General features: G+C 74.0%; 2 protein-coding genes. Both read left to right on the top strand.

The window, feature by feature from the left end; translation table 11 throughout:
• Positions 1-58: 58 nt before the first annotated feature.
• A complete protein-coding gene (locus L6E10_RS08470; RefSeq protein ID WP_236218474.1) occupies positions 59-6,403 on the top strand; it encodes a type I polyketide synthase in 6,345 nt (2,114 codons plus the stop codon).
• A gap of 29 nt (positions 6,404-6,432) precedes the next feature.
• On the top strand, positions 6,433-15,204 hold the full coding sequence (locus L6E10_RS08465) for a type I polyketide synthase (RefSeq protein WP_236218472.1): 8,772 nt from the start codon (positions 6,433-6,435) through the stop codon (positions 15,202-15,204).
• Positions 15,205-15,211 lie beyond the last annotated feature (7 nt).

The raw sequence follows: 15,211 nt of genomic DNA, 5'->3' as shown, positions 1-15,211 counted from the left end.
TCGACCTTTCCGTTCGTGGCGGCGTCCACACAGGACGCCGTCACAAGGAGGAAGCGGCATGACCAGCGACGACCGGACGCTCGACTACTTGAAGCGGTTGACGACCGAGCTCCGCGACACCAGGCGTCGCCTGGACGAGGTCCAGGAGAGCGCATCCGAGCCGCTGGCCGTCATCGGGATGGCCTGCCGGTACCCCGGCGGGGTGGACTCGCCGGAGGACCTGTGGCGACTGGTGGCGCGGGGCGGTGACGGCGTGACCAGCTTCCCGGACAACCGGGGCTGGGACGCCGACGCGCTCTACCACCCCGACCCGGACCACCGCGGCACCACGTACACCACCGCGGGCGGCTTCCTGCACGAGGCGGACAGGTTCGACGCGGAGCTGTTCGGGATCTCCCCCCGCGAGGCGCTGGCCATGGATCCGCAGCAGCGCCTGCTGCTCGAGGTCACGTGGGAGGCGTTGGAACGCGCCGGGATCGCCCCCTCCTCGCTGAGGGGAAGCGCCACCGGGGTGTTCGCCGGCGCGATGCGCGCGGAGTACGTGTCCGGGTTGACGTCGGTGTCCGAGGACATCGAGGGCTTCATCGGTACCGGCTCGTCCAACAGCGTGCTGTCCGGCCGGGTGTCCTACACGTTCGGCCTGGAAGGGCCGGCGGTGACCGTCGACACCGCCTGTTCGTCCTCTTTGGTCGCACTGCACCTGGCCGGGCACGCCCTGCGCACCGGTGAGTGTTCGCTGGCCGTGGTCGGCGGGGTCACGGTCATGTCCACGCCCGAGACGTTCGTGGAGTTCTCCCGCCAGCGCGGGCTGGCCGTCGACGGGCGGTGCAAGGCGTTCGCCGCCGCCGCCGACGGCACGGGGTGGTCCGAGGGCGCCGGTGTGGTGCTGCTGGAACGGTTGTCCGACGCCCGCCGCAACGGGCACCGCGTTCTCGCGGTCGTCCGCGGTTCTGCGGTCAACCAGGACGGGGCCTCCAACGGCCTCACCGCGCCCAGTGGTCCGTCCCAGCAACGGGTGATCCGCCAGGCGCTGAAGAACGCCCGTCTGTCCACATCGGACGTGGACTTCGTCGAGGCGCACGGCACGGGCACCCGGCTCGGTGACCCGATCGAGGCACAGGCGTTGCTGGCCACCTACGGCCAGGACCGCGACGTGCCGCTGTACCTGGGTTCCATCAAGTCCAACATCGGCCACTCCCAGGCGGCCGCCGGCGTCGCCGGGATCATCAAGGTCGTCGAGGCCATGAGGCACGGGGTGCTGCCGCGCACGCTCCACGTCGACGAGCCGTCGCCCCACGTCGACTGGACGGCGGGTGCGGTGGAACTGCTCACCGGCGAGCGTCCCTGGCCCGCTGTCGACCGGCCCCGCCGTGGTGCGGTGTCGTCGTTCGGCCTGAGCGGGACCAACGCCCACGTCATCCTGGAGCAGGTCGTGGAGGAGCGGGAGGACGTCGAACGGACGCCTCCTCCGGTGTTGCCGTGGGTGCTGTCGGCCAAGAACGAGAACGGCCTGCGGGCACAGGCTTCCCGCCTGCTCGACGCCGTGGGCGGAGCCGATCCGCTCGACGTCGCCCACTCGCTCGCGACCGGCCGGTCCACGCTCGACCGTCGGGCCGCGGTGGTCGGCGCCACCCGGGACGACCTCGTGGCCGGTCTGACCGCGCTGGCGCAGGGGACGCCTTCCCCCGCCGTCGTCACGGGCACGCCGCTGATCGGGCGCACGGCGTTCCTGTTCACCGGGCAGAGCAGCCAGCGCTGCGGCATGGGCCGTGAGCTGTACCAAGCTTTTCCCGCCTACGCCGAGGCGTTCGACACGGTGGTGGCGGCGCTGGACGAGCACCTTGACCGGTCGCTGGCCGACGTGGTCTTCGGCGACGACCAGGACCTGCTCGACCGGATGAGCTACCTGCAACCGGCGCTGTTCGCCGTCGAGGTCGCGCTGTTCCGGCTGCTGGAGTCCTGGGGCGTGCGTCCCGACTTCGTCGCCGGTCACTCCATCGGTGAGCTCACCGCCGCGCACGTGGCCGGTGTCTGGACGTTGCGGGACGCGGCGAAGATGGTCGCCGCGCGCGGCAGGCTCATGGAGGCGCTGCCCGCCGGTGGCGCCATGGTGAGCGTCCAGGCCGCGGAGGACGAGGTCCGCGCCGCGCTCGTCGACGGTGTCGAGATCGGTGCGGTCAACGGCCCGGACGCGATCGTGCTGTCCGGCGACGAGGACGCGGTCCTCGCGGTGGCGGAGTCGTTCGCCCGGCAGGGCCGCAAGACCAAGCGGCTGCGCATGACGCACGCGTGCCACTCGGCGCGCATGGACGGCATGCTCGCCGAGTTCACCGCGGTCGCGGAGAGCGTCTCCTACGGTGCCGCGAGCATCGCGGTGGTGTCCAACGTGACCGGCAAGCTCGCCGGCACCGACGAGGTCACCGCGCCGGGGTACTGGCCGCGGCACGTCCGCCAGCCCGTCCGGTTCGCGGACTCGATCGCCTGGCTGCGCTCCGAGGGCGTCTCGCGGTTCGTCGAGCTGGGACCGGACTCGGTGCTGACCGCGCTGGTCGCACGGGTCCTGCCCGACGAGGACGTGCTCGCGGTGCCGATGCTGCGGGGCGGCCGCCCCGAGCCGGTGACGGCGACGACCGCACTGGCCGCACTGCACGTGCGCGGCGGACGCGTGGACTGGCGGACGTTCTACGAGGGCACCGGGGCTCGCACGGCGGAGCTGCCCACCTACGCGTTCCAGCACGCCAGCTACTGGCTGCAGTCCGCGGGCGGCGCGGGAGACCCGGCCGGGCTGGGTCTGTCCGACGCCCGCCACCCGCTGCTGGGCGCGTCGGTGGCGCTGGCCGACGACTCCGGGGTCGTCCTCACCGGCCGGGTCTCGCTCACGACCCACCCGTGGCTCGCGGACCACGTCGTCGCGGGCACCGCGCTCCTGCCGGGAACGGCGCTGGTCGAGCTGGCGCTCCGCGCGGGCGACGAGGCCGGGTGCCCGCACCTCGAGGAGCTCACCCTGCTGGAGCCGGTGTTCCTCGACGGTCCGCGCGACGTCCAGGTCGTGCTGGCCGCGCCGGACGAGTCGGGCCGCCGGTCGGTGTCCCTGCACTCCCGTGCGGGCGAGGGACCCTGGACCCGGCACGCCTCCGGCACGCTGACCCCGTCCGTCGCGGCGCCGGACTTCGACTTGGCCGAGTGGCCGCCGCGCGGCGCCACCGCCGTCGACCTGGACGGCGTGTACGAAGCGTTCTCCCGCAACGGCCTGGAGTACGGGACGGTGTTCCGCGGCCTGCGGGCGGCCTGGCGCCTCGGGGACGAGGTCTACGCGGAACTGCGGCTGCCGGAGGAGGGGGAGGCGCGCAAGGACGCGGAGAAGTTCGGCCTGCACCCCGCGCTGCTCGACTCCTGCCTGCACGCCATCGGTCTCACGGCAGCCGAGGACTCCGGTCCCCGGGTTCCCCACCTGTGGCAGGACGTCGCCCTGCACGCGGTCGGCGCCACCACGCTGCGGGTGCGGCTGACCCCCGGCCGGTCGGACGCCGTCACGCTCCGGGTCGCGGACGGCGTCGGTGCGCCGGTGGCCACCATCGGTGCGCTGCTGCTGCGCGAGATCAGCGCCGACCAGTTCGGAACGGCCGGAACCGGGGGATCGGACTCGCTGTTCCACCTTGAGTGGAAAGCGCTATCCACTACTGGTGGCAACGAAGTCGAGTGGGCGTACGCCGACGACCTGGACGACGACGTCCCGCCCCCGCCGGTCGTCGTGCTCCCGGTGCGCCCCGGAGGCACCGACGTGGCGGGCACCGCGCTGGCCGAGACCAACCGGGTTCTCGCCGTGCTCCAGCGGTGGAACGCCGAGGAGCGCCTGCACGGCACCACCCTGGTGGTGCTCACCCGCGACGCGGTCGGCACGGACCGGGTCGACCCGGCGGCCGCCGCGGTCTGGGGACTGGTGCGCTCGGCGCAGTCCGAGTACCCCGGCCGGTTCGTGCTGATCGACACCGACGCGGAGCCGACCGCCGCACAGCTGGCGGCCGCCCTGTCCACCGGTGAGCCGCAGCTGCTCTCCCGCGGTGGTGAACTCGCCGCACCGCGCCTGGCCGCGCTGCCGGCGGCCGACGAGCTCGTCGCCCCGGCCGGCCCGGCCTGGCGACTGGGCATGACCGGTCGCGGCACCCTGGACAACCTGCGCCTGGAGCCGCACCCGCAGGCATCGGAACCGCTGGCGCCCAACGAGGTCCGCGTCGCCGTGCGCGCGGCCGGCCTGAATTTCCGCGACGTGCTGAACGTGCTCGGCATGTTCGACGGCGAGCCCGGCCCCCTCGGCAACGAGGTGGCGGGCGTGGTGGTCGAGATCGGATCCGGGGTGACGGACCTGGCGGTCGGCGAAGCCGTGATGGGCGTGGCCGCCGGCGGCGTCGGCACGGTCGCCATCGCTCCCCGCCCTTACTTCACGCGCGTTCCGGAGGGCTGGTCGTTCGAGACCGCGGCCTCGGTCCCGCTGGTGTTCCTGACCGCCTACTACGGGCTCAAGGAGCTGGCAGGGCTGAGCGCGGGCGAGTCGGTGCTGGTCCACGCGGGCGCCGGCGGCGTCGGCATGGCCGCCGTCCAGATCGCCCGCCACCTCGGCGCGGAGGTCTACGCCACCGCGAGCACCGGCAAGCAGCACGTCCTGCGCGAGGCCGGGCTCGACGACGGCCACATCGCCGACTCCCGCACGCTCGGCTTCGAGGAGCACTTCACGGCCACCAGTGGTGGGCGGGGCGTCGACGTCGTGCTGGACGCGCTGACCGGTGACTTCGTCGACGCCTCGCTGCGGCTGCTGCCGCGGGGCGGCCGGTTCATGGAGATGGGCAAGGCCGGGCTGCGCGACCCGGAGGAGGTCGCCGCGCGGCATCCCGGGGTTCTCTACCGGCCCTTCGACCTGATCGAGGCCGAGCCCGAGCTGCTCACCCGGATGTGGTCCGAGGTGGTCGAGCTGTTCGACCGCGGCGTGCTCACGCCGTTGCCGACCCGCGTGTGGGACGTGCGGCGCGCCCCGGAGGCGTTCCGCTTCCTGAGCCAGGCCAAGCACATCGGCAAGCTGGTGCTGACGATCCCGGCCGGTCCCGAGCCGGACGGCACCGTGCTGATCACCGGCGGCACCGGGGACCTCGGCGGGGCCCTCGCCCGGCACCTGGTGACCGAGCACGGAGTGCGGCACCTCGTCCTGACCAGCAGGCGCGGGCCGGACGCGCCGGGCGCGGCCGAGCTGGTCGCCGACCTGACGGGCCTGGGCGCCGAGGTCACCGTCGTCGCCTGCGACCTCGCCTCCCGCGACGCCGTGGCGGACCTGCTCGGCGCGATCCCGGACCGGCACCCGCTGACCGGTGTCGTGCACGCGGCGGGCGTCCTGGACGACGGCCTGGTCGACGCGCTCACCCCGGAACGGGTGGACCGCGTCTTCGCCCCGAAGGTCCGAGCCGCCGGGCACCTGCACGAGCTGACCCGGCACCTGCCACTGCGCTGGTTCGTCCTGTTCTCCTCGGCCGCCGGGGTGCTGGGCAACGCGGGGCAGGCCAACTACGCCGCGGCCAACAGCTTCCTCGACGCCCTGGCCACCCGCCGCCGCGGCGACGGTCTGGCCGCCCACTCGATCGCGTGGGGCCTGTGGGCGGGCGGCATGGGTGGCCGCCTCGGCGAGGAGGGCGAGGAACGCCTGCGCCGCGGTGGTTTCCCGCCCATCACGTCCTCCGAGGGCATGGCGATGTTCGACACCGCCGTCGCCACCGCGCACCCGGTCCTGCTCGCGCTGAAGGTCGACCGCGCCACGGCCCGCGCCAACGCCTCGGACGCGTCCATGTCCCCGTTGCTGCGCGGTCTGCTCGGCGGTCCCGGCCGGGTGCGGGCCAAGGCCGCCACCGCGCGGCAGGACGACGAGCTCCTGCGCACGCTCGCCGGCCTGCCGCCGGCCAGGGCGAACGAGCTGCTGCTCGACCTGGTCCGGCGGGAGACCGCGCTGGTGCTGGGCAGGACGGGCGCCGACAGCGTCGAGCCCGCCCGCGGTTTCAGCGACCTCGGGTTCGACTCGCTGACGTCGGTCGAGTTCCGCAACCGCCTGAGCACCGTCACCGGGTTGCGGCTGTCCTCGACGCTGGTCTTCGACTACCCCACCCCGGCCGCGCTGTCGGCGTTCCTGCACACCGAACTGGTCGGTGACGGCGAGCCGGCGAGCACCGCGCTGATCGAACAGATAGGCCGGCTCGAGGCGATGCTCGCCGGCACCGATCCGGACGACACCGAGGTCGACCGGCGTCTGCAGCGCCTGCTGTCCGTGTGGACGGCCAAGCGCTCGGACAGCTCCGGGAGCGATCTCGACACCGCGACCCCGGACACCATCCTCGCGCTGATCGACCACGAGTTCGGCACGCGCTGACCAGCCGGCCGTCATAGGAGCCATGACCGATGCCCACCGAAGAGCAGTACGTCGACTACCTCAAGCGAATGGCGGCGGACCTGCGGGAGAGCCGTCGGCAGCTGCGGGAGTCCGAGGAACGCGACACCGAGCCGATCGCGATCATCGCGATGAGCTGCCGCTTCCCCGGCGAGATCCGTTCGCCCCAGCAGCTGTGGGACCTCGTCAGCACCGGCGGTGACGCCATCTCGCCGTTCCCCACCAACCGCGGCTGGGACCTCGAAGGCCTCTACCACCCGGACCCGGAGCGGCCGGGCACCACCTACGTCCGCGAGAGCGGGTTCCTGCACGACGCCGACGAGTTCGACGCCGAGCTGTTCGGCATCTCGCCGCGCGAGGCCGAGGCGACCGACCCGCAGCAGCGGTTGCTGCTGGAGACGGCGTGGGAGGCCATCGAGAGCGCGGGCATCGACCCGACCTCCCTCAAGGGCAGCGCGACCGGCGTCTTCGCCGGTGTCACGAACACCGAGTACGCCACCCGGCTCACCGCGGTGCCGGAGGAGTACGAGGGCTACCTCGCCACCGGCACCCTGGGCAGCGTCGTGTCCGGCCGGATCTCCTACGTGCTGGGGCTGCAGGGGCCGTCCGTGTCCGTCGACACCGCCTGCTCCTCCTCGCTGGTGGCGCTGCACCTGGCCGCCCGTTCGCTGCGGACGGGGGAGTCCACCCTCGCCCTGGCGGGCGGTGTGACGGTCATGTCGAGCCCCGGCCCGTTCGTCGACTTCTCCCGCCAGCGCGGGCTGGCCGCGAACGGCCGGTGCAAGCCGTTCGCCGCCGGCGCCGACGGCACGAACTGGGCGGAAGGCGCCGGCGTGCTGGTGCTGGAGCGGTTGTCCGACGCACGGCGCAACGGCCACCCGGTGCTGGCGGTGGTGCGGGGCAGCGCGGTCAACTCCGACGGCACGTCCAACGGCCTGACGGCCCCGAACGGCCCGTCCCAGCAAGCCGTGATCCGCCAGGCGCTGGCCAACGCGAAGCTGTCCCCGTCGGACGTGGACGCGGTCGAGGCGCACGGCACCGGCACGAAGCTCGGCGACCCCATCGAGGCGCAGGCCCTGATCGCCACCTACGGCCGGGACCGCGCCGAGCCGCTGTGGATCGGCTCGGTCAAGTCGAACATCGGGCACACGCAGTGCGCCGCGGGCGTCGCCGGCGTCATCAAGATGGTCGAGGCGATGCGGCACGGGGTCCTCCCGGCGAGCCTGCACGTCGACCGCCCGTCCGAGCACGTCGACTGGTCGGCCGGGTCGATCTCGCTGCTCTCGCGGCAGCGGCCGTGGCCGGAGACGGACAGGCCGCGCCGGGCGGGGGTGTCCTCGTTCGGCATCAGCGGAACCAACGCCCACGTCATCCTGGAGCAGGTGCCGGAGGAGCCGCTGCCGCCGCGGGAGGTCCGGCCGCCGGCTGTGGTGCCCTACGTCCTGTCGGGGGCGTCTCCCGCCGCGGTGCGGGCACAGGCCGCGGCACTGCTGCCGAGCGTGGACGCCACCCGGGACGAACCCGTGGACGTCGCGCTGTCGCTGGCCACCGCCCGCGCGGCGATGGACCACCGCGCGGTCGTCGTCGGGGCCGGCCCCGACGAGCTGACCGCGGGACTGCGCGCGGTGGCCGACGGCGACGCCGGGGCCGTCACCGGGTTCGCCACCACCGGGAAGCTGGCCGTGCTGTTCAGCGGCCAGGGCTCGCAGCAGCTCGGCATGGGCCGCGAGCTGCACGACGCCTTCCCGGCCTTCGCGACCGCGTTCGACGAGGTGTGCGAGTACCTGCCGGGCGTGCGCGAGGTCGTGTTCGGCAACGACGCCGAGCGGCTGAACCGCACCGAGTTCGCGCAGCCCGCGCTGTTCGCCTTCGAGGTGGCGCTGTTCCGCCTGGTCAGCTCGTGGGGTGTGGTTCCCGACCTCCTGGCGGGGCACTCGATCGGTGAGCTGGCCGCCGCCCACGTCGCGGGGGTGCTGTCCCTGCCCGACGCGGCGCGGCTGGTGCTCGCCCGAGGCCGCCTGATGCAGGCGCTGCCCGCCGGTGGGGCGATGGTGGCGGTCGAGGCGACCGAGGACGAGGTCCGCCCCCACCTGGACGACGACGTGTGCCTGGCCGCGGTCAACGGCCCCCGCGCGGTGGTGCTGTCCGGTGCCGAGGAGGCCGTCCTCGCGGTGGCCGGGCGGTTCTCCGACCGCCGCACCACGCGGCTGAAGGTGTCGCACGCCTTCCACTCGAGCCTCATGGACCCGATGCTGGCCGAGTTCGCGGAGATCGCCCGTGACCTCACCTACGGCGAGCCCGCCATCCCTGTCGTCTCCACGCTGACCGGTGAGCTCGCCGAGCGGCTGACCGACCCGCGGTACTGGGTCGAGCACGCCCGCGAGGCGGTGCGCTTCGCCGACGCCGTCGAGACCCTGCGCCGGCGCGGCGTGACCGCGTTCCTCGAGCTGGGGCCGGACGCCCCGCTCACCGCGATGGGCCGCTCCGCACTGCCGGACGGCGTGGTGTTCGCCGCCGCCCAGCGCAAGGACCGCGAACCGGTCCGCACCCTGGTGTCCGCGCTCGCCGCCCTGCACGTCACCGGCATCGACGTCGACTGGGCCGCCTACCTCGACGGCACCGGCGCCCGTGTCGTCCCCCTGCCGACCTACCCGTTCCAGCGTCGGCGCTACTGGCTCGAAGACGCCGGGGACGTCACGGGCGGCACCGGCGGTGAGGACTCCCGGTTCTGGTCCGTCGTGGCGAACGGCGACGCCGAGGAACTGGCCGCCGAGCTGGAGCTGCCGAACGCGCAGGCCCCTCTCGGCGACGTCCTCCCGGCGCTCGCGCGCTGGCGCAGCTCCCGTGCGAACGAGTCCGAAGTGGACGCTCTGGGCTATCGCGTGCACTGGAAGCAGTTCACGCCGGAACCGGCCGAGGCGTCCGGGCGCTGGCTGCTGGTGTCCTCGCCGCGCTCCGGCGACTGGACCGAAGCCGCTGCGGCGGCACTGCGGGGAGCCGAGGTCGACCACGTGGTGCTCGCCGGGCCGGACCGGGCCTCGGTGGCCGCCGCGGTGGACGGTGTCCCGGCGTTCGACGGCGTGCTCTCCCTGGTCGGGCTCGACGAGCACGAGACAGACGGCCTGTCGTTCGGTGCCGAGGCGACCCTGTCGCTGGTGCAGGAACTGGCGGCCCGCGAGATCACCGCTCCGTTGTGGACGGTCACCGGCCAGGCGGTCGCGACCGGCCCGCACGAGGCGCCCGCCTCCGCGGTGCAGGCCCAGCTCTGGGGCTTCGGCCGTGCCGCCGCGCTGGAGCACCCGCGGTTGTGGGGCGGGTTGGTCGACGTTCCGGCCGAGCCGTCCGATCGCGTCAGCGCGCTCCTCGGCGCCGTGGTCGCCGGCCCCCGCGGCGAGGACCAGGTCGCGATCCGCGCGGCCGGCGTGTTCGGCCGTCGCCTGGCGCACGCCGAGAACGCCGAGGCACCGCGCTCCTGGAAGCCGCGCGGCACCGTCCTGGTGACCGGTGGCACCGGCGGTCTCGGCGGTGTGGTCGCCCGCTGGCTGGCCGAGGCGGGCGCGGACCGCGTGGTGCTGGTCTCCCGGACCGGTGGGAACGCGCCGGGCGCGGAGTCCCTGCGGGAGGACCTGGGCAGCAGGGTCTCCATCGTCGCCTGCGACGTCGCCGACCGCGACGCGCTCGGAGCCGTCGTCGACGACGTCCGCGACGACCTGCGTGCCGTGTTCCACCTCGCGGGAGTCCTCGAGGTCGGGCAGATCGAGACGATCGGCCGCGAGTCCTACGTGGACGCGTTGCGCGCCAAGGTCTGCGGAACGCGGAACCTCGAAGAGCTCACCGACGGGCTCGACCTGGACGCCTTCGTGCTGTTCTCCTCGATCGCGGCGTCCGTCGGCAACCCCGCGCAGAGCGTCTACGGAGCGGCGAACGCCTACCTGGAGGCCGTCGCCCAGCAGCGCCGGTTCCGCGGTCTTCCCGCCACCTCCGTCGCCTGGGGTCGCTGGGGCGAGGTCGGCATGGGCGTGAGCGGCCAGGCGGACCAGCTGCTCAGCGACCTCGGTGTGCCGGCCATGGCACCGGAACTGGGCGTGCTCGCGCTGCGGCGCGCGCTCGGCAGGGACGAGACCGCGCTGACCGTGGCCGCGTTCGAGTGGCCGAAGTTCGCACCACCGTTCGCCGCGCTGCGGCCGAGCCCGCTGCTCGCCGACCTGCCCGAGGTCGTGGCGATCGCCGAGGCCGACGCGCGGCGTGCCGAGGAGGGTGCCGAGGTCACCACGTCGTGGCGGACGCGGCTCGCCGGCATGCCCCCGGCCGAACGCGAACGCGTGCTGCACCAGCTCGTGCTCACCCACACCTCCGCCGTGCTCGGCCACGAGGACGAGGTGAGCGCCCAGCAGCTGTTCACCAAGCTGGGCATCGACTCGCTCACCGCGGTCGAGCTGCGCGGCCGCCTCAACGCCGAGACCGGGCTGGCGCTGCCGCCCACCATCGTCTTCGACCACCCGAGCCCCGCCGCGCTCGCCGCACACCTGCTCGCCGAGCTCGGCCCGCAGGAGCAGTCCTCGGCGACGACGGCCACCCCGCGCGCGAACACCGCGCAGGGCCAGGAGATCGCCGTCGTCGGCATGTCGTGCCGCTTCGCGGGCGGCAGCGACACGGTCGAGGACTACTGGCAGAACCTCATGCAGGGCAAGGACCTCGTCAGCCTCGCCCCGGCGGACCGGTGGAACGCGGCCGACTACCTGGACCTCGACCGCACCGCGCCGGGCAAGGCCTACACGCAGCACGGCGCGTTCGTCACCGACATCGCGGGCTGGGACGCCGCGTTCTTCGGGCTCTCGCCGCAGGAGGCGCGCCGCACCGACCCGAGCTTCCGGCTGCTCATGGAGCTCGTCTGGGAGGCGCTGGAGGACTCCTCGCTCACCGCGGAGGAGCTGCGCGGCAGCCGCACCGGCGTGTTCGCCGGGCTGATCGACACCATCCAGTACAGCATGCGCCAGCTGGAGGCCGACGGTGCCGAGGCCGGGGACGACCCGTACTTCGGCCTGGGCAGCTCGCTGTCCGCGGCCGCCGGCCGGATCGCGCACCAGCTCGACCTGCGCGGCCCCTGCCTGACGGTGGACACCGCGTGCTCCTCCGCGCTCAGCGCCATGCACCTGGCCGTGCAGAGCCTGCGCCGCGGCGAGTGCGACGTCGCGATCGTCGGCGCCTCCTCCACGATGATCAACCCGGAGGTGTTCGTCCAGTCCTGCAAGATGAGCATGCTCGCCGCCGACGGCCGCACCAAGACCTTCGACGAGTCCGCCGACGGGTACGTGATCGGTGAGGGCGGCGGCGTGGTCGTTCTGCGCCGCACCCAGGACGTCCCCGCGGGACAACGCATCCGTGCGGTGATCCGCGGCACGGCGACCAACCAGGACGGCCGCAGCAACGGTCTCACCGCGCCCAACCGGGCCGCGCAGATCGCGGTCATCCGCGCCGCCCACGCCGACGCAGGCGTGCGGACCGACGACATCGGCTACGTGGAGGCGCACGGCTCCGGCACGCAGCTCGGCGACGCCATCGAGTTCACCGCCCTGCAGGAGGTCTTCGGCGAGCGCTCCGCGCCGGAGCCGCTGTACGTCGGCGCGGTCAAGTCCAACGTCGGCCACACCCTGGCCGCGGCCGGGATGGCCGGTCTGGTCAAGACCGTGCTCGCGCTGGAGCACGGCGAGATCCCGGCCAACCTGAACATGACCACCCCCAACCCAGTCGTCACGCTGGACGGTCCCGTCCGGCCCGTGCAGGCCGCGAGGCCCTTCCCCGCGGACGCCGGCGGCGTGCTGCGAGCGGGCGTCAGCTCGTTCGGCTGGTCGGGGTCGAACGTCCACTTCGTACTGGAGCAGGCACCGCGGGGGCCGGTGCCGCGACCGGGACCGCCGTGGCAGCTGCTCACGGTGTCCGGGCACAGCGAGTCCAGCCTGCGTGCGAACGCCGCGGCGCTGGCCGACCACCTGGAGGCGCACCCGGAGCTGGAACTGGCCGACGTCGCGCACACCACGCAGTCCGGGCGCAGCGCCCTGCCGGTGCGGTCCGCACTCGCCGTGCGCGACACCGCGGACGCCATCGCGTCCCTGCGGGCGGGTGTCACCGGTTCGGTCGTCGGGGAGAAGCGCCGCTTCGGTCTCCTCCTGCCCGCGGACCCCGGCGCCTGGCGCGGCACCACCGAGGAGCTGTACCGCACCGAACCGGCGTTCAGCGCCGCGATCGACGAGTGCGCCGGCCTGCTCCACGGGCGGGTGGACCTGCTGGGCGCGCTGCACGGCGCTGCGGAGGCCGACGAGCGGGCCGCCGTGTTCGCGGTCGAGTACGCCCTCGCCCGGTTGCTCGGTTCCCGCGACCTGGTTCCGGCAGTGGTGCTCGGCGCCGGGGTGGGGGAGTGCGTCGCCGCGGTCGTCGGCGGGATGCTGTCCCTGGCCGACGGTCTGGCGCTGGCCCTGGACGGGACGGTGCCCGCCGAGGTCGCGGAGCCCGCGATCACCGTGGTGTCCCCGCGCACCGGTGCCGCGCTGACCGCGGCCGAGGTGCGTGACGCCGCTTGCTGGACGGGAGAGCCCGGTCGGATCGCCGACGGCCTGCCGGTGCTGAGCCGCCACGCCGAGGTCCTCGTCGAGGCCGGTTCGGGCGCCGACACCACGACCCCCGTGGTCAGCCTGCCGCTGGAACAGGGCCGCCGGTCGTGGCTCGCCGCGCTCGGCGCGCTGTGGGAGCACGGCGTGCCGGTGAACTGGGCCGGCGGTGCCGACGCGGAACGCGTGTTCGTCCCCCTGCCCGCGTACCGCTTCCAGCGCACGCGCTACTGGCCGGAGGTCGCGGCGACCGGCACCACCGGTCCGGCGGCACCCGCCACCGCGGCGAACACCGGGATGCCGTCGTACGACGGCCTCAAAGCCCACGTGCCCACCTGGCGGCGCGACAACAGCCGGCCGCTGCCCGCCCCGGCCGGACCGCTGGTGCTCCTCGCCGAACCGGGCGGGTTCGCCGACAGGTTCGCCGCGCTGGCACGGGAAGCCGGGCACGAGGTCGTCCACGCGCACACCCGGCCGCAGGACCAGGAGGACTACCGCGCCCTGCTCGCGGGCACCACCGGCGAGCCGGTCCGGATCGTGCACGCCTACGGTCTCACCGACACCGGTCAGGAAAGCGGCTTCTACAGCCTGATGCGGCTCGGCAAGGCCATCGGCACGGAGTGCGCGGGCAGGCGGGTCGAGCTGGTCAGCCTCGCCGCGAACGGGTTCGAGGTCCTCGCCGGCGACGCGAAGGACCCGCACGCCGCGACCATCGCGGGCATCACGAGCGCCATCGCGGCGGAGTACCCCCTGGTCCGGTCGCAGTACGCCGACCTCGGAACGGACGGCGACCACGCCCTCCAGGCGCTGCGGGAGGTCGACGCCCTGGCCGCGTCCACTTCGGACACCGTGGACGGTGTCGGTGTGGTCGCGTGGCGGCACGGCCGCCGCTGGGTGCGCGACTTCGAGGTGGTGGAGCTGCCGGAGGTCGCCGACTCCGACGCCTGGCGTCCCGGCGGGGTCTACCTCATCACCGGCGGCCTGGGCGAGCTCGGCCTGGCGCTGGCGCGGCGACTGGCCCCGCTCGGCACCAGGCTCGCGCTGGCCGGCCGCAAGGGGTTGCCGCCGGAGGAGACCTGGGACGCCTGGATCGCGGAGAAGGGCGTCAACGACAAGACCAGCGGCGTGCTCATGGCCGTGGCGGAGCTGCGCGCGCTGGGCGCCGAGGTGTTCGTCGCCCAGGCCGACGTCAGCGACCCCGCCCAGGTCGCCTCGCTGGTGCGGGACGTGCGGTCGCACTTCGGTGAGCTGCACGGCGTGGTGCACGCGGCGGGCGTCGCCGGTGGCGGCCTGCTGCAGACCAAGACCGAGGAGCAGGCGGCCGCGGTGCTCGCGCCGAAGGTGGCGGGCACGCTGGCCCTGGCCGACGCGCTGCGCGACGACCCGGTGGAACTGCTGGTGCTCTACTCGTCGGTGGCGAGCCTGACCGTCGGCGTCGGCGCGACCGACTACTCGGCGGCGAACGCGTTCCTCGACTCCTTCGCGCTCGTGGAGGCCAACACGGGCGGGGTCGCCAAGCGCGTCGTGTCCGTGGCGTGGGGACCGTGGCAGCTCGACCCGTGGACGTCCGCGGGCCTCGCCGGCTCGGCCGAGATGCAGGAGAGCTCGAAGCGGTTCCGCGAGGAGTTCGGCATCCCGACCGAGGAGGGGACCGAACTGCTGTCCCGCATCGTGGCCTCCGGTGAGACGCAGGTGGCCGTGCTGTCGCTGGAACTTTCCGACGCACTGGCCGCACTGGCCCAGCTCGACTCCCTCGACGCCCTGGTGGGCGGCGCGGCGGTCGACCTGACCGGCGACAAGCGCTACCCCCGTCCGGAGCTGCGCACCCCGTACGTGGCTCCGAGGACGCCCGCCGAGCGGCAGGTGGCCGAGATCTGGCAGGCCTGCCTGGGACTCGAGGAGGTCGGCGTCGACGACCGGTTCTTCGACCTCGGCGGCACCTCGCTGATCGGTCTGGTGGTGATCGGCCGCATCGGCAAGGAGCTCGGCGTCGAGCTGGCGCCGGCGACGTTGTTCGAGAAGCCGACCATCGCCGAGTTCGCGACCCTGCTCGCCGCACCGGAGGCGGCGGCGGGTCCGGACCTCGCGGACGTGGCGGGGGACGCGTCCGCCCGCGGTGAACGGCGCCGTGCGCGCGCCGGAGCCCTGCGCAGGCGCCAGACCGGGACCCGAAGGTGAGGAACAG

This window comes from Lentzea sp. CC55, from assembly GCF_021056325.1.
Classification (GTDB): domain Bacteria; phylum Actinomycetota; class Actinomycetes; order Mycobacteriales; family Pseudonocardiaceae; genus Lentzea; species Lentzea jiangxiensis.
This window is presented reverse-complemented; position numbering and strand designations above follow the sequence as displayed.

Coding starts and splice junctions, on each gene's coding strand:
- L6E10_RS08470 (WP_236218474.1), top strand. CDS start 59: ATGACCAGCGACGACCGGACGCTCGACTACTTGAAGCGGTTGACGACC.
- L6E10_RS08465 (WP_236218472.1), top strand. CDS start 6,433: ATGCCCACCGAAGAGCAGTACGTCGACTACCTCAAGCGAATGGCGGCG.